Consider the following 23,034-nt stretch of genomic DNA (forward strand, 5'->3'; position numbering starts at 1 on the left):
GCTCACGCGAAGGCGCTCAGGCCGGTGATGGACTTGCCGACGATCAGGGTGTTCATCTCGCGGGAGCCCTCGAAGGAGTAGACCGCTTCGGCGTCGGCGAAGAACTTGGCCACCTCGTAGTCGAGCACGATGCCGTTGCCGCCGAAGAGCTCCCGGGCCCAGCCGACGACCTCGCGCATCTTGGTGGTGGTGAACGCCTTGGCCATCGCGGCCTGCTCGGCGCTGCCCTCGCCCTGGGCGACCAGCTCGTTGAGCCGCACCACGACGCCGAACATCGCGGTGACGTTGCCTAGCATCTTGACCAGCAGGTCCTGGATCATCTGGAAACCGCCGATGGGCTTGCCGAACTGCACGCGCTGGGTGGCGTACTCGCGCGCCAGCTCGTATGCGCGCACCGCGACGCCCAGCGCCTGCCAGGCCACGCCGCCCCGGGTGGAGGCCAGGACCTCGGCGGTGTCCCGGAAGCTGTTGACGTTCTGCAGCCGGTCGGCCTCCGGCACCCGGACGTCGGTCAGCACGATGTCGGCGTTCTGCACGGTGCGCAGCGCGATCTTGCCCTCGATCTTGGTGGCCCGGAAGCCCTCGGCCGGCGTCTCCACGACGAAGCCCTTGACCTGGCCGTCGGCCTCGTCGCGCGCCCACACCACGACCAGGTCGGCGAAGGTGCCGTTGCCGATCCAGCGCTTGGCCCCGTTGAGCACCCACTCGTCGCCCTCGCGGCGAGCGGTGGTGCGCATGCCGCCGGCGACGTCGGAGCCGCCCTCGGGCTCGGTGAGCGCGAACGCGCCGATCTTGCTCATGTCGACCATGTCGGGCACCCAGCGGTCCCGCTGCTCCTGGTTCCCGCCGTTGTAGATCGAGCCCATCGCCAGCCCGGTGTGCACGCCGGAGAACACCGCCAGCGACGGGTCGACGCGGTTGAGCTCCAGGCTGAGGAAACCGGTGAACAGCGGGCTGCGCCGGTTGCCGTCGCCGTACTCGGGGAACTGGTAACCGGCCAGCCGCAGCTTGGCGAACTTCTCGACGACCTCGAAGGGGAACTCGGTGGTGTCCCAGGCCTGGTTGGCCAGCGGCTTGACCTCGCGTTCCAGGTACTCGCGGATCTCGGCGAGCTCGGTGCGCTCGGATTCGGGCAGCTTGTCGGCGAATCCGAAGAAGTCCGGATCGGTGTTGACCTTCTTGGGCATTACTGCTCCTCGGAGTTCAGCGCGTCGTTGATGGCGTTGTGCTTGCGGTCGCGCGCCCGCGCCCGCTGCTGGTAGTCGGATTCGCCGCTGCCGTAGGCGGACTCGGTCTGGGCGACGACGTCCGCGATGGCCTCATCGGTGAGCTCGGGATCGCCCAGGTCCTGCCAGCGCTGGGCCATGCCCACGCCGAGGTGGGCCATCATGTGCCGGATGCCCCCGGGGCCGCCGCCGAGGTGGAAGCTCTCGAACGGGCCGACCGTGGCGTAGCGGCCGCCCAGCGAGGCCTTCATCACCGTGTCGAGCTCCTCGGCGGAGACCACGCCCTGGCGCACCAGCGAGATGGACTCGCGCATGATCGCGCTCTGCAGCCGGTTGGCGGCGAAGCCGGAGATCTCCTTGCGCAGCCGGACCGGGGTCTTGCCCAGCGCGCGGTAGAACTCGAAGGCCTCGTCGACGACCCGCCCGTCGGTGCGCGCACCGGGCACGATCTCGACCAGCGGCACGACCTGCGGCGGGTTGAACGGGTGCGCGATCAGCAGCCGCGCGGCCGCCGCCGCGGGCAGCTCGGCGGCGATGTCGCTGGCCACGATGCCCGAGCTGGAGGAGGCCAGCACCGCCTCGGCGGGTGCGTGCTCGGCGATCTCGGCGAACAGCTGCCGCTTGAACTCCAGCCGCTCGGGGCCGTTCTCCTGCACCAGTTCCGCGTTCTCCACGGCCTTGGCCAGGTCGGGAGTGGTGCTGATCCGGGAGCGCAGCTGCTCGACGCGGGCGCCGGGGATGCTCTCGGCGAGCATCGGCAGCGCGGCGTCGACGGCTTCGTCCAGGTCCTCGCGCGGGTCGGTGATGCGGACCTCGACGCCGTTGGCGGCGAACAGCGCCGCCCAGGCCAGCCCGATCGTGCCCGCGCCGACCACGGCCGCGTCGTTCCACTTCGGACTCATGATTCCTCCAGGTAGTCGTGCACGGGCTCGATCCCGGCCAGGGTGAGGTCGGTGAGGATGTGGCTGGCCGAGACGACCTCGCGCACCGGCAGGTCGGCCAGCGGAGCCAGCGCGTGCTCGAACAGCTGCAGCCGCGCGGGGCCGGTGTGGGCCTCCTTGACCGCGATGTCGGTGATGCGGGTGCGCACCAGCTCGGCGACCCGCGGCCGGTGGTCGTGGCCGGGGACGAGCTTGAGCATGAAGGTGGGCACGGTGATCTGGGCCTTCGCCTCGGCGAGGTCCATCGGGAAGTGCTTGTAGCCCATGGTCGCCGTGGCCACCCGCTCGGCGCCGTGGTCGAGCGTGCCCACCAGCGCGGCGTGGTCGACCCGGAGCGCCGGCTCGCCCATCACCTTCGGGTAGGCGCTGGCCTCGCGTCCGGCCGCGGTGGCCGGGAAGTTGTTCAGGTACATCGCGTGCAGGTACTCGCCGCGCTCCTCGCCGAAGCGCACCGGGATCGCCTGGCCGGCCTCGACGTAGGGGCCGAAGGAGGTGACCTCGCCCATCTTCATGACCTCGAAGCGGACCAGCGGCTCGTCGAAGGTCAGCGGCTCGGGCACCACCGCGCGCAGCGCCTCGGCGTCGGTGCGGTAGACGATGTTGAGGTACTCGCGGTCGGTGAACCGCGCGACGGTCGGCGCGTAGGCCGGAGCGCCCAGGGGAGTGGCGACGTTGCGCAGGATCTGCTCTCGGTTCATCGTCCGCTCCACTTCGGTGCGCGCTTCTCGGTGAAGGCGCGGACGCCCTCGGCGAAGTCCGCGGAGTCCCGCAGCGCGGCGTTGACCTCGCGCTGCGCGGCGAAGGCCTCGGGCTCGGGCGAGCGGTCGGACTGCCGCGCGACCTGCTTGACCGCGGCCAGCGCCAGCGGCGCGTTGGCGGCCAGCTCGCCGGCCAGCTCCAGGGCCGCGGCCAGCGCCTGGCCGTCGGAGGAGACCTGGTTGACCAGGCCGAGCTCGCGGGCGCGACCCGCCTCGACGCTGCGCCCGGTCAGCAGCAGCTCCATGGCCAGGTGGTGCGGGATCCGCTTGGGCAGCCGGATCGCGCCGCCACCGCCGGCGATGATGCCGCGCTTGACCTCGGGCAGCGCGAACTTCGCGCCGGAGGCGGCCACGATCAGGTCGCAGGCCAGCGCCAGCTCGAACCCGCCGCCCATGGCGAAGCCCTCGACCGCGGCGATCAGCGGCTTGGTGGTGTCGGCCTCGGTCAGCCCGCCGAAGCCGCGGTCGCCCGCGGTCGGGGACTCGCCGCGCGCGGCGGCCTTGAGGTCCATGCCCGCGCTGAAGGTTCCCGCCGCGCCGGTGAGCACGCCGACCCGCAGCTCGGGGTTGGCGTCGAGCTCGTCGACGGCCGCGGCGATGCCGTGCGCCACGTCGGCGTTGACCGCGTTGCGCGACTCCGGCCGGTTGATGGTGATGATCAGGGTGTGACCGGTGACCTCGGTCTGCACCGCGGTGTTCGGGGCGGTCATGCCGCTTCTCCCTTCCCGTCGTCGGAGAGCTCGCCCAGCACGGCCTCGGTGTCCTGACCGGGCACCGGCGGGTGCAGTCGGATCGAGGCGGGCGTGGCGGAGAAGCTCATCGGAACGCCGACCTGCCGGTAGCTGCCCTCGGTGGGGTGCTCGGCGAGGTCGAGCAGGTGGCCGTTCTGGACGTAGGCGTCCTCGGCGGCCTCGTCGAGCTTGAGCACCGGGCCGACCGGGACCGACTTCTCGGCGCAGACCTGGAACCACTCCTCGGTGGTCAGGTTCGGGGTGATCGATTCGAGCAGCTCGGCCAGCGCGGCGCCGTCGGCGCGCGAGTCGATGTGGTCCCCGGCGATGCGCGGGTCCTCGGCCAGGTCGGGACGGCCGGCGGCGTTGAACAGGTCGCGGAAGTTCTGCGGCGAGTACGGCATGATCATCGCCTGCCCGTCCTTGGTGGGGCGGGCGCGGTGCCCCGCGTTCATCGACAGCGCGAAGCCGGTCTCGCTCATCGCGGGCTCGTAGATCTTGCCCTGCAAGTGCTCGACGAGGTTGAACGCCAGCATCGTGTCGGCCATCGGGACCTCGACCAGCTGGCCCTGCCCGGTGGCGCGCTGGTGCACCAGGGCCGCCAGCGCCGAGTAGACGATGGTCAGCGCGGTGACCTTGTCGCCGAGGATGGTCGGCAGCACCACCGGCTTCCCGATGTCGCCCGCGCGCTGGGCCAGGTCCAGCAGCCCGGAGGCGGCCTGCACGGTCTCGTCGTAGGCGGCGAGGTCGGCCCGGTCCGAGTCGGGCCGGAAGCCCTGCGCGTGCGCGTAGATCAGGTGCGGGTTGTCCGCGGCGAGGCTGTCGTGGTCCATGCCCAGCCTGCGCAGCGCGTTGATGCGCATGTTGGTGATCAGGATGTCGGCGCTGCCGATGAGCTCTCGGGCGCGCTGGGCGTCGGTCTCGTCCTTGAGGTTGAGCGAGACGCTCCGCTTGTTGCGGTTGACGTTCATCGCCAGCGGGGTCATCCCCGGGGTGCGGTGCAGCGTGCCGTACCGCGCCGTGTCCTTCGGCGACTCGATCTTGATCACGTCGGCGCCCAGGTCGCCGAGGATCTGGGCCGCGTACGGGCCCATGACCACGGTGGCCATGTCGATCACGCGCACACCGGCCAGCGGACCGGATTTCTCGGAGGAAGTCATCACCGCTCCTGGTGGAATCGGGATCCTTTCCCGATCCATTAATTCGCTTCGCTAACTACGTTAGGGGCGTGCGGTGGTGCAGGGCAATCGATCAGTGCAACCGAATCGCGAACAATGGCGTGACCGCAGCGGTCACGCCGCCGGCCCGGCCAGCGCCGATTTGGCCGATTCGATGAGTTTCTGCAGGTCAGGCTGCTCCTGCGTGCGGTCGTGGCGCCAGATCAGGCCGGTCGACAAGATCGGCGAGAAATCCTCGATCGGCAGGACCACGACGTCGTTCTCGCGCAGCTTCTGCATTCCGCTTTTCGGGTCGAGCATGGAAATGGCGAAGGCCTCGCCGTTGGCCACGACTTCCGAGGTGCTGGCGTAATCGGCGGTGTCCAAGGTCGTCCTGCGATGAATTCCGGCGGCCGACAACCGAGCCTCCAGCTCGTCCCAGTAGTCCGGGAGCATCCGCGCCGCCGGGCGCACGTAGGTGAACTCGGTCAGCTCGTGCAGCGAGACCGAGCGCCGCCCGGCGAACTCCGCCGCGGGCAGCACCGCCCCCAGCGGCTCGCCCATCAGCTCGAAGGTCTCGATGCCCTCGGCGTGCACCGGCAGGTGCACCAGGGCCATCGCCAGCTCACCGCGCTGCACCCCGCCGAGCAGCTCGCGACTGCCGCCCGGCCAGCGCTTCAGGTCCAACGTCGGTGCGCAGGCGCGGGCGAACTCGGCCAGCCGCTCGCGCAGGTCGGAGTGCAGGCCGGGCGGAACGCCGAGGTAGACCACCGGGCGGTGCGGGCTGATCGCCTCGCGCAGCCGCCAAGGGATGTCGTCGAAGCGGTTGATCACGTCGCGGGCGATCGGCAGCAGCGCCGAGCCGGCCTCGGTGAGCGCGACGTGGTGCGAATCCCGCTCGAACAGCGCCGTTCCGAGCTCGCGCTCCAGGTCGCGCACCCGCTGGCTCAGCGGCGAGGTGGCCATGTGCAACTTGCGCGCCGCGCCGGAGAAGCTCAGGTTCTCGGCGACGGCCACGAAGTACCGCAGGTGGAAGATCTCCATCGCCCACCGAGATTACGCCGGGCCCCGCAGCGCCACCCCTCAGCTGGTGATGTCCTTGCGGCGGAACCGCCACGCGGTCAGCGCGGCGAAGGCGGTCGCGTACGCCAGCGCCGAGAAGCACCCGTTGGCCATGCCGCTCCAGTCGATGTCCCTGGCGAACAGGTCGGCGTAGGAGGTGGCGAAGTGCGTGGGAAGGTAGGCGCGCAGGTCGCCGAGCGCCCCGATCTGGTCGAGGATCTGCGACAGGATCGACACCAGCACCGCGCCCCCGACGGCGCCCAGCGGCGCGTCGGTGCTCACGCTCAACCACAGCGCGAGCCCGGCGACCCAGGACAGGTGCACCGCCAGGTAGACCGCCGCGGCCACGACCATCACCAGCCCGCGCGGGAAGGACAGCGACTCGCCGGTGGGCGAGACCAGCGACCCGGTGCCGAACCAGACGATCCCCGCCGCGAGCGCGACGCCGGTCACCAGCATCAGCGCGAACACCGACAGCAGCGCGGCGACCTTGGTCTTCTGCCGCAGCAGCCGCAACCGCGGGACCGGTGCGGCCAGCAGGTACTTCAGGCTCGACCAGGCGGCCTCGCTGGCCACCGTGTCGCCGAAGAACAGCGCCACCACCACGACCAGCAGGAAGCTCGTCGAGGCGTAGAGGGTGAACACCGCGAAGTTCAGCCCGCTGGAGGTGGCGATGTCGGCGTAGCTGCGGCCACCGCCGGAGCCGTCGTCGCCCAGCTCGAACGCCCCCACCAGCAGCAGGGGGAGCAGCAGCAGGAAGCCGAGGGTCAGCCAGCTGCGCCGCCTGCGCAGCTGGCGGGCCAGCTCCACGCGCAGCGGCAGCGTCTTGCCGGGGCGGTAGCCCTCCACGCTGCCGTCGGGCTGGGCCAGCCCGTAGCCGGGCGTGCGGACCACGGCGGAATCCGCGGTGGGCACCACCGCGATCTCGGCTCCGGCTCCCGGCTCGTCCGCCGGGTCGGGTTCGCCCACCGCGGTGGGCTCGTCGGGCTCTCGCGCCGCGGACTCCGGCCCGGTGGTCTCCGGCTCGGTGGTCTCCGGCCCGGTGGTCTCCGGCTCGGGCTCCTCGGGCTCCGCCGACGCCTCGTCGGCCGGCTTCGGCGTGCTGTCGAGGATCTCCAGCCCCGCGACGTCCTCGGGGTCCGGCCCGTCGACGTCGTCGAGGTCCGGGTCCTCGTAGTCCTTGAGGTCGATGCCTTCGAGGTCGAGGTCCTCGGGGGCGTGCCGAGCCCGTCCGCTGGGTTCGTTCACCGCTTGTCCTCCCCGACGAGCTGCAAGAAAGCGTCCTCCAAACGTCGTCGCGGCCCCACCTGGTGCACCGCGACGCCGGCGTCGACCAGCACGGCCACCAGCACGGCGGCCTGGTGCCCGGCGAGGTCGACGTGCACCTGGGTGCCCTCGACCTCCACCCTGCCGAGCCCCTCGACGGTGTTCAGCGCCGTGGCCGCCGCCCGCGGCTGGTCGACCACGAAGGTCACCTCGCCGTCGATCGCGGTGATCTCCTCGACCGTGCCCGCCGCGGCCACCGTCCCGCTGTGCATCACGACCACGTGCGTGCAGGTCTGCTCGACCTCGCTGAGCAGGTGGCTGGAGACCAGCACCGAACGCCCGGTGGAGGCGTAGCGCCGCAGCATCTCGCGCATCCGGTGGATCTGCGGCGGGTCGAGACCGTTGGTGGGTTCGTCGAGCACCAGCAGCTCCGGCAGGCCCAGCATGGCCTGGGCGATGGCCAACCGCTGCTTCATGCCCTGGCTGTAGGTGCGCACCTTGCGCTTGGCCGCGGTGTCCAGGCCGGCGATCTGGAGCACCTCGTCGAGGTGGGACTGCAGCATCGGGCGGCCGGTGGCGGCCCAGTAGTAGCGCAGGTTGTCCAGGCCGGACAGGTGCGGCAAGAAGCCGGGCGCCTCCACCAGCGCGCCGACGCGCGACAGCGCGGGCGAACCGGCGCCGAGACGGTGCCCGAACAGCCGGATCTCGCCCTTGCTCGGGCGCAGCAGGCCCAGCATCATCCGCAGCGCGGTGGTCTTGCCCGCGCCGTTGGGGCCGAGCAGCCCGACGATCTGGCCGCGCTCGACCCGCATCGACAGGTCGGCCACCGCGGCCTTCTTGCCCGGGTAGGACTTGTGCAGGCCGGTGATGGCCAGGGGCGTGTCGGCCAGCTGCGGGTCGACCTGGTCGTGGAAGCGCCGCCGGATCAGCGAGAGCAACCACACCAGCAGCACCAGCGCGAGCACCAGCCCGATGCCGACCAGCGGCGCCACCGGCAGGCCGCTGGCACTGGAGGCGGTGGCGTGCACCGAGGGCACCGACAGCTGCCGGTCGCCGGCCAGCGCGACGCGGTGCACCGAGGCCTGGTCCGGCAGCGCGAAGGCCTGGTCGGTGGTCGAGACCGCCAGTTCCAGGCGGTGCCCGGTCTCCACCGGGTGCACCAGGCCCGGCAGCGAGACGTTGACCTCGACCGGTCGGCCGTTGGCGGGCAGCCCGTCGACCCGCATCGGGGAGACCGCGTTGCCCAGCAACCTGCGCTGGCCGTCCGGGGCGACGTCGTAGAGCTTGGCGAACAGCACCGCTTCCGAGGTCGTGGGCTGCCCCGGCACCGTCGAGACGGCCAGCGTCGTGCGCGGGGTGCCCGAGATCGTCAGCGGGGAGTCCAGCGGCTCGGTGCTGAACGTGGCGACCTGGCCGGGCAGGTCCCGCGGCAGGGTCTGGCCGAGGCTGCCCGCCGCGTCGAGCACCTCGCCCGCGCCGGGCAGCGAGGTGGTCGCCGCCGGGGACCCGCCCGGCGGGTTGATCACCGGGGTCGGGGCGCCGCCGAGGTCCAGCTGGTAGCGCGGGGTGCGGGTGGAGGCCACGCCCGGGTAGCTGGGCGAGGTCATGGTGCGCACCGGCACGTCGCCGTCGCGCTGCGGGCGGCCGGCGATGTCGAACTGGAACCCGGTGCCGGGGTCGGGCACCGGGGCGACGCCGCCGAGGTGGAAGGCGAACCAGTCGGCGACGCGCCCGTGCACCTCGGGGCCGGGTGGGCCCGCGTCGTGACCGCCGGCGAACCACACGGTCTTGACCTTGTCGCCGTCGGCTCCGATCTGGCGGGCGTTGGCATCGGCCTGGTCCAGGCCGAACAAGGTGTCCTTCTCGCCCTGCACCAGCAGCGTCGGCACGTTGACGTCGTCGTTGTAGGACTTCGGCGAGACCCGGTCCAGCAGCGCGCGGGTGCGCTGGTCGGCCTTGCCGTCCTGGGCGATGTCGGAGTAGGCCGCGCACACCTGCGCGGTGAAGTTCCCGCAGGTCAACGACTGCTGCGCGGGAGCCGGTCCGGGGCCGAACCGCTGCGGTCGCTCGGCGGGCTCGCGCGGCGCGCCGCCCGCGGCGAACAGCATGCCCGCCCAGGTCTGCTTGAACACCCCGCCCGAGCTCTGCGCGCTGTCGGCCGGGGTCGTCCCGCGGAAGGGCTGCCGCGAGGCGTTGTTGGGCAGCAGGGCCTGGCCGAGGTCGTTGTAGGTCATCACCGGCGCGATCGCGTCCACCCGCGGATCCTCGCCGGCCAGCATCAGCGCCAGCGCGCCGCCGTAGGAGGCACCGGTGACGCCGATCCGCGGGTCGCCGTCGGAATCGCGCTGCACCTCCGGCTGCCGGGCGAGCCAGTCCAGCAGCTGGCTGGCGTCGGAGACCTCGTAGTCCGGGTCGTTGAGCGCGATCTCGCCGGTGCTGCGGCCGAATCCGCGCGCGGAGTAGGTCAGCACCGCGAACCCGCGGCCGACCAGCTCGCGGGCCTGCGCGGCGGTGTCGGCCTTGCTGCCGCCGAAGCCGTGCGCCAGCAGGATCGTCGGGGCCGGGGTCTCCACCGGTGCGTAGAGCGTGACGTCGATCTGCACCCGCTGCTGGTGGTTCGGCCCGTCGAGCACGTCGACCATCGCTTCTCGCGGCTTCGGCGCCGAAGGCGTCTCGGGCTGCGAGCGCACCTGGCCGGTCCACAGCAGCGCCCCGAGCGCGACGAGCGCCACGCAGATCAGGGCGAGCAGGACCAGGCCGGTGCGGCGACGGGGGGAGGTGGACACGCCTCCGACAGTAGGTGACCGAGGCGGTCCGGGTCGGCCGCAACCGCGCGGGAAGACGAGAAGCTTATGAAGCAGAGACCAAAGTGCAATCCGGCAAGTGATGATGTGCTTTCGCTCACCGTGCGTAGTCGGTCGGCCGGTGATGTGCGCCACGCCGGAACGGGTGCTGTTGCCCAGCATCGAGCCGCGTCGGCCGTGTCGCAATCGGCCGGACGGGCTAGTCGGGAGTGTCGAGATTGCTGTGATCGGGGATGCCGCATAGGTTCGATCCGTGCACGGCGGTGCCGGTGGTCACCCCTGCCTGGCTTTTGCGCCTGGGCATAAGTGACAATCTTGGCGTGGTGGAGGGGAGTATTCCTTCGCGGCGGTGTCGTCATCACGGAACTTGCATCAGCGAGCCCGGTACTGCCGGTCGATCGGACTGATCGGCGGAAGAGACCTCCGGTCCCGGACGTGTACGCCCTGAACCGGAGGTGATCCATGGGTGCCGACCAGATGCTGCGCGCAGCACAACCCGCGCAGTCCGCCGTCGACACGATGCACGTGCCGCTGTGGGTGTGGTTCGCCACGCTCGGCGGTCTGGCCGTTCTGCTCCTTCTCGACCTGGTCATCGTTGACCGCAAACCGCACGAGGTGACCACCGGCGAGGCCGCCAAGTGGGTCACCTTCTACATCGGCTGCGCGATCCTGTTCGGCCTCGGTGTTTGGCTGTTCGGCGATGCGCACTTCGCCATCGAGTACTTCACCGGTTACATCACCGAGTACTCGCTGAGCGTGGACAACTTGTTCATCTTCATGGTGATCATGTCCAGCTTCGCGGTGCCCACGATCCACCAGCACCGCGTGCTGCTGATCGGGATCCTGCTGGCGCTGGTGATGCGCGGCATCTTCATCGCGGTCGGCGCCGCGCTGATCGCGAAGTTCGTGTGGATCTTCTTCGTCTTCGGCGGCTTCCTGATCTGGACCGCGATCAGCATGGTCCGCAAGAAGGACGAGGACGAGGAGTACCACGAGAACGCCGTGGTCCGCTGGGTGCGCAAGTTCTTCCCGGTGACCGACGACTACCACGGCTCGAAGTCCACGACCAAGATCGACGGCAAGCGCTACCTGACGCCGATGTTCGTGGTCATCGTGGCCATCGGCAGCGCCGACCTGCTGTTCGCGGTGGACTCGATCCCGGCGATCTTCGGCATCACCCAGGACCCCTTCCTGGTCTTCGCCGCCAACGCCTTCGCCCTGATGGGCCTGCGACAGCTGTACTTCCTGCTCGGCGGTCTGGTCGACAAGCTGGTCTACCTGTCGGTGGGTCTGGCGGTCATCCTCGGCTTCATCGGCATCAAGCTGGTCATCCACGCGCTGCACGAGTACCACGCGGTTCCGGAGTGGCTGGACATCAACAACTGGATGTCGCTGGGCGTGATCGTGGTCGTGCTGGCCATCACCACCTGGGCGAGCCTCGCCAAGTCCAAGAAGGACGCGGCCATCGCCGCGGCCGAGAACGACGCGGACTCGGAGCCGAACAAGGCCTGAGCCCTCGCGATTCGCAGCGCGCCCTCCCGGGTCGTCCGGGAGGGCGCGCTCGCGTTCGGGACCGACGGCTGCGGGCGGGTCGCGACCCGAGAGCGCCTGAAGGGCTCCCCTCAGTCCAGCAGGGTGTAGCTGAGCTCCTGGCACACGCGTCCCAGCGGGACGTCGAGGCCGGGGTGGTTCAGCGGCAGCAGCACGTCCGGCTCGGCAGGCAGCGCCGTGGTTCCCGGCGGGTCCCACAGGCACAGCGAGGGATTGCCCGCGTCCATCGACGAGCGGTACCAGAGCCCGTCGAGCTCGGGGTAGGCCGCGCGGATGCCGCGCGCCCACGCCTGCGAGCGGGTCTTCGGGCCGCTGCTGATCGCCTGCGAGGCGCCGGCCCTGGTGGGCCACAGCCCGGTCAGGTCGAGCAGGCGCAGGGTGCGGTGCGCCCGGAAGATCACCAGGTGCGGGCTGCGCGTGCTGCGGTCCACTGTGGAGGTGGCCTGGAAGACCTCGGCGATGCAGGTGCGCACCGACATCGAGAAGTACAGCACCCCGTGCTCGCGGGTCACCGTCGGGCCGCCCTGCGAATTGGGCAGGTGCGGGTCGAACCGCGCGTGCGGCAGCGGCCCGGCGTAGCGGAAGCTGTTCCACCGCTGCGGGTGGCTGCCGCCCGCGGTGAACACGCGCGCCAGCCTGGTGCCCGCGGGAACCGCGATGACGTCCTCGGTGCGGCGCAGGATGGCCTGCAGAGCAGCAGGTGCGGGCGGCTGGGGGAGCCGTGCCATGGAGGTCCTGTGGGCTCGGTGGGGTGCGGGGTCGTCAGGCGGGGGTGCCGATGGTGGCGGCGAGCTCGGCCACTCGCTGCGGATCGCCACCGGCCAGCAGCCACTCGCGAGGGCTCACCGGTTTCCCGCCGACCTCCAGGTCCTCCTGCGGCGTCGTCATGAAGTTCGCCAGGACCAGCGCGGGCTGGTCGCCGGGGAGCCAGGGCAGCACGGCCTCCAAGCCGGGCAGCACGTCGGACTCGCCGAACTGCCAGGCGGGCAGCCGCCAGCCGCCGCGGTCCTTCCAGCCCATCAGCCGGTGCTCGCCGATGCGGTGCCGGATGCGGCTGCTGTCCACGCCGATGTGCTCGGCGGCCTGCTGGACCGACAGCGCGGTGTCGCGCAGCACGGCCTGCTCGGCGACGGTGCGCGCGCGGGGATCGGCCTCGGTGCTGCCGAGCTCGGTCAGGTCCAGGCCGGTATCGCTGAGCGCCTGGCGCTCCTCGGCGGTGAAGTGCGCGGCCGGGTCGGCCTGGGGCGAGGTCAGCCGCTTGGCCGCGTCCTCGACCAGGGACAGGAACTCGCCTGCCGTGACCTTGAGCCCGGCGCGGGCCAGGACGTTCTCCAGCGCGGCTGACGACATGCGGGCATTCTAGCGCTTCACGTGCAGCAGGTGTGCGGATTCGTGCGCACGGGTGAGGCGCGAGTGACGGATGGGGCGAACGAGGCGGGGTCTTGACGTGGCCGGGCTCGGGCCGTTGACTGAACGTACCGACTGGTCGGTCTCAACGTGGAGGTGGCGTGTTGGGCAGCGTGTACGACGAGCGGCCGTGGAAGGCCCTCTACGACGACGATTCGCCCGCCGAGATCGAGCCGCGGTTCGACAACATGCTCGACGTGTTCGCCGCGACCGTGCGCGACGACCCGCGCGGGACGGCGCTGACCTACTTCGACGGCGGCCTGAGCTTCGCCGAGCTCGACGAGCTCAGCAGCGGGTTGGCGCGCTACCTCGTCGAGCGAGGGCTGTCCCGCGGCGACCGGATGGCGGTCTACCTGCAGAACGTGCCGCAGTTCTCGATCGCGGTGCTCGCGGGCTGGAAGGCCGGGGCGATCGTGGTGCCGCTCAACCCGATGTACCGCCTGCGCGAGCTGACCAAGATCCTCGGCGATGCCACCCCGGTCGCGGTGGTGTCCTCCGAGAAGGGCTGGCACGAGGTGCTCGGCGGCGTGGCCCGCGAACTCGGCATCGACATCGCCATCACCACCAGCGAGCTCGACCTGCAGAGCCGGCACGACCAGCGGCTGTTCGCCGGCTCCGAGCGCGCGCCCGCCGCGGGCTGCGCCGACCTGCTGTCGGTGGCGCGGGCGCACGGCGGTCCGGCACCGGCGGTGGCGATCTCCGGAGAGGACATCGCCCTGCTGGTCTACACCTCGGGCACCAGCGGAGTTCCCAAGGGCGCCACCAACACCCACGCCAACGTCGTGTTCAACGCCGAGGGCATGCGGGTGCGCCTGGAGGACCGGGGGCCCGGCGGGATCTTCGCGCTGGCACCGCTGTTCCACATCACCGGGCTGGTCCTGCAGTTCGCGGGCTCGCTGGCCGCGGGCAGGCAGCTGGACCTGGCCTACCGCTTCGAGCCCGGAGTGGTGCTCGACGCGCTGGCCGAGCACCGCCCCTGCTTCATGGTCGGCCCATCCACGGCCTACATGGCGCTGATGAACCACCCCGACGTCACGCGCGACCACTTCGCCTCGCTGGTGATGGTCAACTCCGGTGGTGCGCCGCTGCCCTCGGCGGTGGTCGAGGACTTCCGCCGGCGCTTCGGCCACTACATCCGCAACGGCTACGGGCTCACCGAGACCACGGCGACCGCGACGTCGGTCCCCATCGGCCAGGAGGCCCCGGTCGACGAGGACTCCGGCACGCTCAGCGTCGGCGTCCCCACGCACAACACGGTGCTGCGCATCGTCGACGAGAACGGGGCCGACCTGCCCGCGGGGGAGATCGGTGAGATCGTCATCGACGGGCCGATGGTCGTGCCGTCCTACTGGAACAAGCCCGAGGAGACCGCGCAGGGCATCCGCGACGGCGCGCTGCACACCGGCGACGTCGGTTTCATGGACCCCCGGGGCTGGTTCTACGTGGTCGACCGCAAGAAGGACATGATCAACGCCTCCGGCTTCAAGGTCTGGCCGCGCGAGGTCGAGGACGTGCTCTACGGCCACCCCGCGGTGCGCGAAGCGGCCGTGGTCGGCGTGCCGGACGCCTACCGGGGCGAGACCGTGAAGGCCTTCGTCAGCCTGGCGCGCGGGGCCAGCGCCACCGCCGAGGAGCTCGTCGAGCACTGCAAGGCGCAGCTGGCCGCCTACAAGTACCCGCGCAGCATCGACGTCCTCGACGAGCTGCCCAAGACCGCTACCGGAAAGATCCTGCGCCGCGAACTGCGCGACGCCGCGAAGTGAACCCCTCCCGAAAGGTTGCAGCGAACCCATGAGCAAGCGTTTCGACGGCCGAGTGGCGATCGTGACCGGTGCCAGCCGCGGCATCGGTCTGGCCATCGCCGAGCGCCTGGTGTCCGAGGGCGCCAAGGTCGTGCTGACCGCGCGCAAGCCCGAACCGCTGGCCGAGGCCGTCGAGGGCCTCGGCTCCGGCAACGCGCTGGGCGTGCCCGGCAAGGCCGACGACGAGGAGCACCAGGCCGAGGCGATCGCCAAGGCCGAGGAGGCCTTCGGCCGGGTGGACCTGCTGGTCAACAACACCGGGATCAACCCGGCCTACGGTCCGCTGGTCGAGCTCGACCACGGAATCGCGCGCAAGACCTTCGAGGTCAACGTGCTGGCCGCGCTGTCGTGGACCCAGAAGGTCTACCGCGCCGGGATGGCCGAGCACGGCGGCTCGGTGCTCAACGTCTGCTCGGTGGCCGGGCTGCGCCCCGCGCCGGGCATCGGCTTCTACGGCGCGACCAAGGCGATGCTGGCGCACATGACCCAGGAGCTCGCCGTCGAGCTGGGTCCGAAGGTGCGGGTCAACGCCATCGCCCCGGCGGTGGTCAAGACCCAGTTCGCCACCGCGCTCTACGAGGACAAGGAGGACGAGGTCGCCGCCGGGTACCCGATGCAACGGCTGGGCGTGCCCTCGGACATCTCCGGCGCCTCGGCGTTCCTGCTCTCCGAGGAGGCCTCCTGGATCACCGGCCAGATCCTCACCCTCGACGGCGGCGTCACGCTGAAGGGCGGTGTGTGAGGTGCGGCTGGAGAACGAGGTCGTGGTGATCACCGGTGCCGGGAACGGCATCGGTGCCGCGATGGCGCGCAACTTCGCCGAGCGCGGCGCGAAGCTCGTGCTCGGCGACGTCGACGCCGAGGGCGTGCGAGCGGTCGCCGGGGAGGTCGGCGGCCTCGCCGTGCCCGGTGACGCGGCCTCCGAGGCAGGCGTGGCCGGGCTGGTCGAGGCGGCGATGGGCGAGCACGGTCGCGTCGACGTCTACTGCGCCAACGCCGGCATCACCGGCGGCTCCGGCTGCGACGAGGGCGCGTGGGCCGACACCTGGGAGATCAACGTGATGGCGCACGTGCGGGCCGCCCGCGCGCTGCTGCCGCACTGGGTCGAGCGCGGTCGGGGGCACTTCCTGGCCACCGCCTCGGCCGCCGGTCTGCTCACCATGCTGCAGGCCGCCCCCTACTCGGTGACCAAGCACGCCGCGGTCGCGCACGCCGAGTGGCTGGCGATCACCTACCGGGACAAGGGCATCACCGCGCAGGCGCTGTGCCCGCAGGGCGTGCGCACCAACATGCTCGCCAGCAGCGGCGATGCCGGCAAGGCGCTGCTCGGGCCGGAGGCGATCGACCCCGAGCAGGTCGCCGAGCTGGTGGCCGGGAAGCTGGGGGGTGAGGAGTTCCTGATCCTGCCGCACCCCGAGGTCGCCGACTACTACGCGTTGCGCGCCGCGCACCCGGAGAAGTGGCAGGCCGGGATGCGCAAGTTGCAGCGCAAGATCGAGCAGTAGGCCCGATACCCTACGGGGATCCGGACAGGGAGGGGTTTGCGCATGGCTCGCTCGGCGGGCGAGGAATCGGTTCCGCAGCGGTTGCTGGCCGCGGCGACGCGGCTGTTCGCCGAGAACGGCTTCGAGACGACCTCGGTGCAGCAGATCGTCGACGCGGCGGGCGTCACCAAGGGCGCGATGTACCACTACTTCGGGTCCAAGGACGACCTGCTCTACGAGATCTACGCCAGGGTGCTGCGAGACCAGAAGTCCCGCTTGGACAAGGCCGCCGAGAGCCGCGAACCGGTCCAGGAACGGCTGCACGCGGTGGCCGCAGACGTGGTGGCCACCACCGCGGCCAACCTGGACGACACGGTGATCTTCTTCCGCTCGATGCACCTGCTGCACCCGGACAAGCAGGCCGAGGTGCGCGCCGAGCGCCGCCGCTACCACGAGAAGGTCTGCGCGCTGATCGAGGAAGGCCAGCGCGACGGGGTCTTCCGCACCGACAAGTCGCCCGATCTGGTGGTGGACTACTTCTTCGGCGCGGTGCACCACCTGGGGACCTGGTTCCGCCAGGACGGCAAGCTCACCGGTGCCGAGGTCGGCGAGCACTTCGCCGACCTGCTGCTGGACGCGTTGCGCAAGTAACCGCTGCTTTCGGTCGTGTTGCGTTCCGCGGCCGGTGCTTGTGCCCGCGGTGTCGAAAAGGTTTGCTGCGGCGAGCTCTTTCGTCGAAGCCGGGGAGTGAGCCATGAGCGAGATCCGAGCGGCGCGGCAGACCCGCCTCGACCGGGTGCTGAACCTGATCGAGCGCGCGGGCAACAAGCTGCCCGAACCGTTCCTGCTCTTCGGTCTGCTGTTCCTGGTCGTGGCCGTGCTCTCGACCGCGATCTCGTGGTTCGGCGTGTCGGTGACCATTCCGGGCGACGACGCCGCGACACCGGTGCGCGGCGCGTTCACCGGTGAGGGACTGGAGTTCCTGTTCACCGGGATGGCGGAGAACTTCATCGGTTTCCCGCCGCTGGAGACCGTCGTCACGATCATGCTCGCGGTCGGGCTGGCCGAGCGCTCGGGCCTGCTGACCGCGGTGATCAGGGGCAGCATCGGCGGGTCGCCGCGCTGGGTGCTGCCCTACGCCCTCGGGCTGGTCGGCGTGAGCGCCAGCGTGATGGCCGACTCCTCGATGATCATCCTGCCGCCGCTGGCCGCGCTGGTGTTCAAGGCCGCGGGAAGGCACCCGGTCGCGGGCCTGCTCGGCGGGTTCGCCGCGGCCGGTGCCGGGTACTCCACGTCGATCGTGGTGACCAGCTTGGACGCGCTGTTCTCCGGCATCAGCAACGAGGTCGCCGCGGTGCTGCCCGACCCGGGCACGGTGGTCAACCCGGTGTCGAACTACTACTTCAACGCGGTCTCGGCGGTGCTGCTGGGCCTGCTGGCCGGTGTGCTCATCGACCGGATCATCGAGCCGCGCCTGTGGCGCACCGGCGTGCCCAGCGAGGTCGTCGAGCCCGAGCAGGAACCGAGCACGGCGCTGGGCCTGGAGCCCGCCGAGCGGCGCGGGCTGATCTGGTCGGGCCTGGCCTTCCTGGTCACCGCCGCGCTGGTGCTGCTGCTGGCGCTGTGGCCGCACTCGCCGCTGCAGAACTCCAGCGGCGGGTTCCTCCCGGAGTCGCCGCTGCTGGACTCGGTGACCACGCTGATCTTCATCGGGTTCGCGGTGCCGGCCATCGTCTACGGCGCGCTGGTCGGCACGGTGCGGCGGGCCGGCGACGTGCCCCTGCTGATGGCGCAGGCGCTGCGCGAGCTGTCCGGGTTCCTGGTGCTGGCGTTCATGCTCGGGCAGTTCATCGCGCTGTTCAACTGGACCAACCTCGGTTCGCTGGTCGCGGTGTCGGGCGCGGACCTGCTGCGGGCGATGCACCTGGACGGCTACCCGGCGTTCCTCGGGTTCATGGTGCTCGCCTCGGTGCTCAACCTGTTCATCATCTCGGGTTCGAGCCTGTGGACCCTGATGGCCTCGGTGTTCGTGCCGATGTTCGTGCTGATCGGCTTCGAACCCGGTTTCGCGCAGGCGGTCTTCCGCGTGGGCGACTCGGCGACGCAGATCATGACGCCGCTGAACCCGTACATGATCGTGCTGCTGGGCTACGTGCGCCGCTACGAGCCGGGAGCCGGGATCGGGACCCTGGTCGCGCGGATGATGCCCTTCGTCGTGCCGTTCTGGCTGCTGTGGGCGCTGATCATGACGGTCTTCTACTTCGCCGACCTGCCGCTGGGGCCCGGGATGGGCATCCACGTCGGCCGATAGCGGTTCGGCCGGGAGCCGCGCGGTCGCGCGATTCCCGGCCGAACTTCCCGTGCCTCAGAACAGGACGCGGGAGAGGAACTCCGCGACGCAGGCCGGTTTGTCGGATCCCTCGATCTCGACGGTGGCCTTGACCGTCAGCTGCAGGCCGCCCTCGATCTCGGTGGCGTCGATCAGCTCGTTGGTGGCCCGCACCCGCGCGCCCACCGGCACCGGGCTGGGGAAGCGGACCTTGTTCAGGCCGTAGTTGATGCCCATCCTGGCGTTGTCGACCTTGTAGGTCTCCGAGTTGAGCTTGGGCAGCAGGCTCAGCGTCAGGAAGCCGTGCGCGATCGGTCCGCCGAACGGGCCCTCGGCGGCCTTGTCCAGGTCGACGTGGATCCACTGGTGGTCGTGGGTCGCGTCGGCGAACGTGTTGACCTGCTCTTGCGTGATCGTCAGCCAGTCGCTGGTGCCCAGGGTCTCGCCCTTGGCGTCCAGGATCTCCTGCTTGCTGGAGAAGACCTTCACCGAGTACCTCCGTTGGTCAGGGGGAGAAGGTGCCGCGGGGCGGCGGTTCGGTGGCACGCCGCCCCGCGGTCGGACGTCAGTCCTTCGGGCCGCCGGCGACGTAGAGGACCTGGCCGGAGACGAACCCGGAGCGCTCGTCGGCGAAGAACGACGCCGCGTTGGCGATGTCGTCGGGGTTGCCGGGCCGGGCGACCGGGATCTGGCTGACCGCGGCGTTGCTGAAGTCCTCGAAGCTCATCCCGACCCGCTCGGCGGTCGCCTTGGTCATGTCGGTCTGGATGAAGCCGGGGGCGATGGCGTTGGCGGTGATGCCGAACTTGCCCAGCTCGATCGACAGCGTCTTGGTCAGGCCCTGCAGGCCCGCCTTGGCCGTGGAGTAGTTGGCCTGGCCGCGGTTGCCCTGCGCGGAGGTCGACGACAGGTTGATGATCCGGCCGAACTTGGCCTCGACCATGTGCTTCTGCACCGCGCGCGCCATCAGGAACGAACCGCGCAGGTGCACGGTCATGACCGTGTCCCAGTCCTCCTCGGACATCTTGAACAGCAGGTTGTCCCGCAGCACGCCGGCGTTGTTGACCAGCACGGTCGGGCCGCCGAGCTCGGCGGCGACGCGGTCCACGGCGGCCTGCACCTGGTCGGCGTCGCCGACGTTGCAGCCCACCGCCAGGGCCTTGCCGCCGGCGGCCTCGATCGCCGAGACCGTGTCGGCGCAGGCGTTCTCGTCCAGGTCGACGACCGCGACGGCGTGGCCGTCGGCGGCGAGCCGCTTGGCGGTGGCCGCACCGATCCCTCGGGCGGCACCGGTGACGATCGCGACACGACTGTCTGCCATTGCTACTCCTTGCCAGGTTCTCGATGTGCGTCCCCCGACCCGGTGAGTTCTGGTCGAATTCCCTCGAATTCGTCCCGGCGATTTCGAGGGAATTCGACCGTCCCGGAGCGGGGGTCCGGTGGGTTCAACGGGCTCGCGCCCGCGGGGTTACTTGTGCTTGCGCAGCTCGCGGCGGGCCAGCGAGCGGCGGTGGACCTCGTCCGGCCCGTCGACGATGTGCAGCGTGCGGGCGTGGGCGTAGAGCTCGGCCAGCGGGAACTCCTGGCTCACCCCGCCACCGCCGTGCGCCTGGATGGCCCGGTCGATGACCCAGGTGGTCATCTCCGGCACCGCCACCTTGATCGCCTGGATCTCGGTGTGCGCGCCCTGGTTGCCGACGGTGTCCATCAGCCAGGCGGTCTTGAGCACCAGCAGCCGCGCCTGCTCGATCTTCACCCGCGACTCGGCGATCCAGTGCTGGACGACGCCCTGCTCGGCCAGCGGCTTGCCGAAGGCCTCCCGCTCGTTGGCCCGGCGGCACATCATCTCCAGCGCCCGCTCGGCCATGCCGATCGCGCGCATGCAGTGGTGGATGCGGCCGGGACCGAGCCGGGCCTGGGCGATGGCGAAGCCCTCGCCCTCGCCGGCGATGATGTTCTCCGCGGGCACCCGAACGTCGTTGAACACGATCTCGGCGTGCCCGCCGTGGTCGTTGTCGGTGTAGCCGAAGACGTGCATGCTGCGGCGGACCTCGACGCCCGGGGTGTCCTTGGGCACCAGGATCTGCGACTGCTGGCGGTGCCGCTCGGCGTCCGGGGCGGTCTTGCCCATCACGATCAGGATCTTCGCCCGCGGGCTCATGGCCCCGGAGGAGAACCACTTGCGCCCGTTGATCACGTAGTGGTCGCCGTCGCGCTCGATGCGGGTGCCGATGTTGGTGGCGTCCGAGGAGGCGACCTCGGGTTCGGTCATGCAGAAAGCGGAGCGGATCTCGCCGTCGAGCAGCGGCTGCAGCCACTGCTTGCGCTGCTGCTCGTTGCCGAACATGGCCAGCACTTCCATGTTGCCGGTGTCCGGCGCGGCGCAGTTGGTGGCCTCCGGCGCGAGCTTGCCGGACCGGCCCATGATCTCGGCCAGCGGCGCGTACTGCAGGTTGGTCAGCCCGGCGCCGTGCTCCCCGGGCAGGAAGAGGTTCCACAGCCCGCGCTCGCGGGCCTCGGCCTTGAGCTCCTCCATGATCGGCGTCTCGCCCGGCCAGTCGCCCGCGGCGGCCAGCTGCTCGGCGAACACCGGCTCGGCGGGGTAGATGTGCGAGTCCATGAACTCGAGCAGCCGCCCGCGCAGCTCCTCGGTCTTCGCGTCGAATTCGAACTCCATTACGCCTCCTCGAGTGTGGCCAGGCCTTGCGCGACCAGCGGCGCGACGAGAGCCCCCACGTGGTCGAAGCCCTCGCCGACGGTCTGGTTGTGGATGAAGCGGTAGTGGATGCCCTCCAGGATCACCGCGATCTTGAAGTAGCCGAAGGCGATGTACCAGTCCAGAGCGGACAGGTCGAGCTCGCTGCGCGCGCCGTAGCGCTCCAGCAGCTCGCGCGCCGACGGGAAGCCGTACTCCGGCCCGACGCCCTTGGCGATCGGGTTGTCCGAGATCCCGCTGAATCCCTCCCAGTAGACCGCGAGGATGCCCAGGTCGGTGAGCGGATCGCCGACGGTGGCCATCTCCCAGTCCAGCACCGCGACGATGTTCTGCGCGTCGTCGACGATGACGTTGTCCAGCCGGTAGTCGCCGTGCACGATGCCGTTGCGCCGGGTCTCGGGCACCGAGGAGGCGAGCCGCTCGGCCAGCTGCTCGATCCCGGGGACCTCGCGGCTGGTCGAGGCTTCCAGCTGCTTGCGCCAGCGCTTGACCTGGCGCTGCAGGAAGCCCTCCGGCCGGCCGAACTCGCCGAGCCCCACCGAGGCGGGGTCGATGGTGTGCAGGTCGGCCAGCACGTCCACGAGCTGCCCGGCCAGCTCGCCGCGCGCGGGCTCGCTGAGCCGCTCGGTCTGCTCGGGGCTGCGGTAGACGGTGCCGGGCACGTAGTCCATCACGTAGAAGGGTGCGCCGATGACCTCCTCGTCGCGGCAGAGCAGCTCGGTGCGCGGCACCGGGACGCTGCTGCCGGCCAGCGCGGAGAGCACGGTGTGCTCGCGGCTCATGTCGTGCGCGGTGGCCAGCACGTGCCCGAGCGGCGGGCGGCGCACCACCCACTGCGACGCGCCGTCGCCGACCAGGTAGGTCAGGTTCGACCGGCCGCCCTGCACCAGTTCACCGGTGAGCTGGCCGCGGACCAGCCCGGGCCGCTCCACGTCGAGGTGGGCGCGCAGCTTGCCCAGGTCGAGGCCGGGCAGTTCATCGGTCATCGGTTCTCCTCCTGCGGGACGGTCCCCGCGGGCAACAGCTCGGCGAGCTGCGCGCGGGTATCGGCCGGGTCGGTGTGCAGCACGGCGCGCATGCCCAGCTGCTGCGCCGCTTCGATGTTGGGAGCGCCGTCGTCGACGAACGCGGTCTGCTGGGCGGCCAGCCCGAGCCGCTCCAGAGCCAGCCGGTAGATGCGCGGGTCGGGCTTGCGCAGCGCGACCTCGCTGGAGATGACCGCGAACTCGAACAACCCGTCCAGGTCCTCCCACGGGTAGTTGTTCCCCCAGCTGTTGGACAGTAGCGCGGTGCGCACGCAGCTGCCGCGAAGTTGGCTGACCAGGTCCAGCATCGCCGGGTCCGGTCGCATCCGGGCGAAGAGCTTGCCCAGCAGGTCGGTGGGGTCCACGGGGGAGCCGTCGTGGGTGCGCAGGCGGGCGGCGAGCGTCTCGTTGAACTCCGCGGGGGTGATCTCACCGGTCTCCAGCTTGTGCACCGGGGTGCCCTGCGGGGCCTTGCGCGAGAGCCACTCCTTGAGGGCGGCGGAGAAGGTCTCCGGCCGGATCCCGTCCTCGGCCAGCCAGGCCTGGATGGATTCGCGCGTCGGCGTGGTCAGCACTCCGCCGTAGTCGAAGATGACCGCGCGGACGGTGGGAGCGGCGTCGCTGGAACCCATGACCCAGTACCGTACCGACTAGACGGTATGGAGCGCTAGACCCGAGCGTCCCCCGCGCGTGGGGGTGATGTCGGGGTTGCTCGCCCGCCGCGCAGCGCTCACCGCCCGTGGTCGTCGCAGGGCTGGGTCTGCCGGTCGGCGCG

21 protein-coding genes are annotated in these 23,034 nt (G+C 70.8%); 6 read left to right on the forward strand and 15 right to left on the reverse strand.

From position 1 onward, the window contains the following. Positions 1-2 precede the first annotated feature (2 nt). The 8 genes from ACFQRI_RS17975 to ACFQRI_RS18010 form a co-directional block, all read right to left on the reverse strand. Positions 3-1,187, reverse strand: a complete 1,185-nt coding sequence (locus ACFQRI_RS17975; protein ID WP_380670043.1) for an acyl-CoA dehydrogenase family protein — start codon at positions 1,185-1,187, stop codon at positions 3-5. After that, entirely contained in the window at positions 1,187-2,128 is a 942-nt protein-coding gene (locus ACFQRI_RS17980) for a 3-hydroxyacyl-CoA dehydrogenase NAD-binding domain-containing protein (protein ID WP_380670045.1), read from the reverse strand. Before ACFQRI_RS17980 ends, ACFQRI_RS17975 begins: the two co-directional genes overlap by 1 nt. Continuing rightward, the gene (locus tag ACFQRI_RS17985; protein ID WP_380670047.1) at positions 2,125-2,865 is read right to left on the reverse strand and encodes an acetoacetate decarboxylase; all 741 of its coding nucleotides are present in this window, start codon (positions 2,863-2,865) and stop codon (positions 2,125-2,127) included. The genes ACFQRI_RS17980 and ACFQRI_RS17985 overlap by 4 nt, the downstream gene beginning before the upstream one ends. After that, positions 2,862-3,635 carry a crotonase/enoyl-CoA hydratase family protein gene (locus tag ACFQRI_RS17990; protein WP_380670049.1) on the reverse strand — a complete coding sequence of 258 codons (774 nt, stop codon included), beginning with the start codon at positions 3,633-3,635 and terminating at the stop codon, positions 2,862-2,864. The genes ACFQRI_RS17985 and ACFQRI_RS17990 overlap by 4 nt, the downstream gene beginning before the upstream one ends. After that, the gene (locus tag ACFQRI_RS17995) at positions 3,632-4,816 is read right to left on the reverse strand and encodes a CaiB/BaiF CoA transferase family protein (protein WP_380670051.1); all 1,185 of its coding nucleotides are present in this window, start codon (positions 4,814-4,816) and stop codon (positions 3,632-3,634) included. The genes ACFQRI_RS17990 and ACFQRI_RS17995 overlap by 4 nt, the downstream gene beginning before the upstream one ends. 132 nt (positions 4,817-4,948) lie before the next feature. Further along, positions 4,949-5,857: a LysR family transcriptional regulator gene (locus tag ACFQRI_RS18000; RefSeq protein WP_380670053.1), complete on the reverse strand. Its 909-nt coding sequence runs from the start codon at positions 5,855-5,857 to the stop codon at positions 4,949-4,951. Between the two features lie 39 nt (positions 5,858-5,896). Beyond that, a complete protein-coding gene (locus ACFQRI_RS18005) occupies positions 5,897-6,793 on the reverse strand; it encodes an ABC transporter permease (RefSeq protein ID WP_380670313.1) in 897 nt (298 codons plus the stop codon). 326 nt (positions 6,794-7,119) lie between these two features. Further along, a complete protein-coding gene (locus ACFQRI_RS18010) occupies positions 7,120-9,783 on the reverse strand; it encodes an alpha/beta fold hydrolase (protein WP_380670315.1) in 2,664 nt (887 codons plus the stop codon). Positions 9,784-10,464: 681 nt separating this feature from the next. Between ACFQRI_RS18010 and ACFQRI_RS18015 the strand changes: the two genes are divergently transcribed. Continuing rightward, on the forward strand, positions 10,465-11,457 hold the full coding sequence (locus ACFQRI_RS18015; protein WP_380670317.1) for a TerC family protein: 993 nt from the start codon (positions 10,465-10,467) through the stop codon (positions 11,455-11,457). A 110-nt stretch (positions 11,458-11,567) separates the two neighbouring features. Here the strand turns inward: ACFQRI_RS18015 and ACFQRI_RS18020 are convergent, their stop codons facing one another. After that, positions 11,568-12,224 carry an RES family NAD+ phosphorylase gene (locus ACFQRI_RS18020; protein ID WP_380670055.1) on the reverse strand — a complete coding sequence of 219 codons (657 nt, stop codon included), beginning with the start codon at positions 12,222-12,224 and terminating at the stop codon, positions 11,568-11,570. 34 nt (positions 12,225-12,258) lie between these two features. After that, positions 12,259-12,846, reverse strand: coding sequence for a DNA-binding protein (locus ACFQRI_RS18025; RefSeq protein ID WP_380670057.1), 588 nt, complete (start codon positions 12,844-12,846; stop codon positions 12,259-12,261). 161 nt (positions 12,847-13,007) lie between these two features. On the opposite strand from ACFQRI_RS18025, the gene ACFQRI_RS18030 reads away from it, so the two are divergent. From ACFQRI_RS18030 to ACFQRI_RS18050, 5 genes are all read left to right on the forward strand, one after another. Next, positions 13,008-14,666, forward strand: a complete 1,659-nt coding sequence (locus tag ACFQRI_RS18030; protein ID WP_380670319.1) for an AMP-binding protein — start codon at positions 13,008-13,010, stop codon at positions 14,664-14,666. A gap of 28 nt (positions 14,667-14,694) precedes the next feature. Continuing rightward, complete coding sequence (locus ACFQRI_RS18035; protein WP_380670059.1) at positions 14,695-15,447, forward strand: SDR family oxidoreductase; 753 nt, start codon at positions 14,695-14,697, stop codon at positions 15,445-15,447. Beyond that, positions 15,440-16,210 (forward strand): SDR family oxidoreductase, encoded by a 771-nt coding sequence (locus ACFQRI_RS18040; protein ID WP_380670061.1) that lies wholly within the window; start codon positions 15,440-15,442, stop codon positions 16,208-16,210. The genes ACFQRI_RS18035 and ACFQRI_RS18040 overlap by 8 nt, the downstream gene beginning before the upstream one ends. Before the next feature lie 42 nt (positions 16,211-16,252). After that, entirely contained in the window at positions 16,253-16,840 is a 588-nt protein-coding gene (locus ACFQRI_RS18045; RefSeq protein WP_380670063.1) for a TetR/AcrR family transcriptional regulator, read from the forward strand. 103 nt (positions 16,841-16,943) lie between these two features. Next, positions 16,944-18,500 (forward strand): AbgT family transporter, encoded by a 1,557-nt coding sequence (locus tag ACFQRI_RS18050; RefSeq protein WP_380670065.1) that lies wholly within the window; start codon positions 16,944-16,946, stop codon positions 18,498-18,500. Positions 18,501-18,554: 54 nt separating this feature from the next. Here the strand turns inward: ACFQRI_RS18050 and ACFQRI_RS18055 are convergent, their stop codons facing one another. The 5 genes from ACFQRI_RS18055 to ACFQRI_RS18075 all read right to left on the reverse strand — a co-directional run bounded on the left by ACFQRI_RS18055 (position 18,555) and on the right by ACFQRI_RS18075 (position 22,891). Continuing rightward, positions 18,555-19,007, reverse strand: coding sequence for a MaoC family dehydratase (locus ACFQRI_RS18055; protein ID WP_380670067.1), 453 nt, complete (start codon positions 19,005-19,007; stop codon positions 18,555-18,557). Positions 19,008-19,083: 76 nt separating this feature from the next. Beyond that, positions 19,084-19,839 (reverse strand): 3-oxoacyl-ACP reductase FabG, encoded by a 756-nt coding sequence (gene fabG / locus ACFQRI_RS18060; RefSeq protein ID WP_380670069.1) that lies wholly within the window; start codon positions 19,837-19,839, stop codon positions 19,084-19,086. 147 nt (positions 19,840-19,986) lie between these two features. Next, a complete protein-coding gene (locus ACFQRI_RS18065) occupies positions 19,987-21,195 on the reverse strand; it encodes an acyl-CoA dehydrogenase family protein (protein ID WP_380670071.1) in 1,209 nt (402 codons plus the stop codon). Further along, on the reverse strand, positions 21,195-22,220 hold the full coding sequence (locus tag ACFQRI_RS18070; RefSeq protein WP_380670073.1) for a phosphotransferase family protein: 1,026 nt from the start codon (positions 22,218-22,220) through the stop codon (positions 21,195-21,197). The genes ACFQRI_RS18065 and ACFQRI_RS18070 overlap by 1 nt, the downstream gene beginning before the upstream one ends. Continuing rightward, positions 22,217-22,891 (reverse strand): HAD family hydrolase, encoded by a 675-nt coding sequence (locus tag ACFQRI_RS18075; RefSeq protein ID WP_380670075.1) that lies wholly within the window; start codon positions 22,889-22,891, stop codon positions 22,217-22,219. Before ACFQRI_RS18075 ends, ACFQRI_RS18070 begins: the two co-directional genes overlap by 4 nt. Positions 22,892-23,034 lie beyond the last annotated feature (143 nt).

It is taken from the genome of Saccharopolyspora griseoalba (genome assembly GCF_042665275.1).
In the GTDB taxonomy this organism is placed as follows: Bacteria; Actinomycetota; Actinomycetes; order Mycobacteriales; family Pseudonocardiaceae; genus Saccharopolyspora; species Saccharopolyspora griseoalba.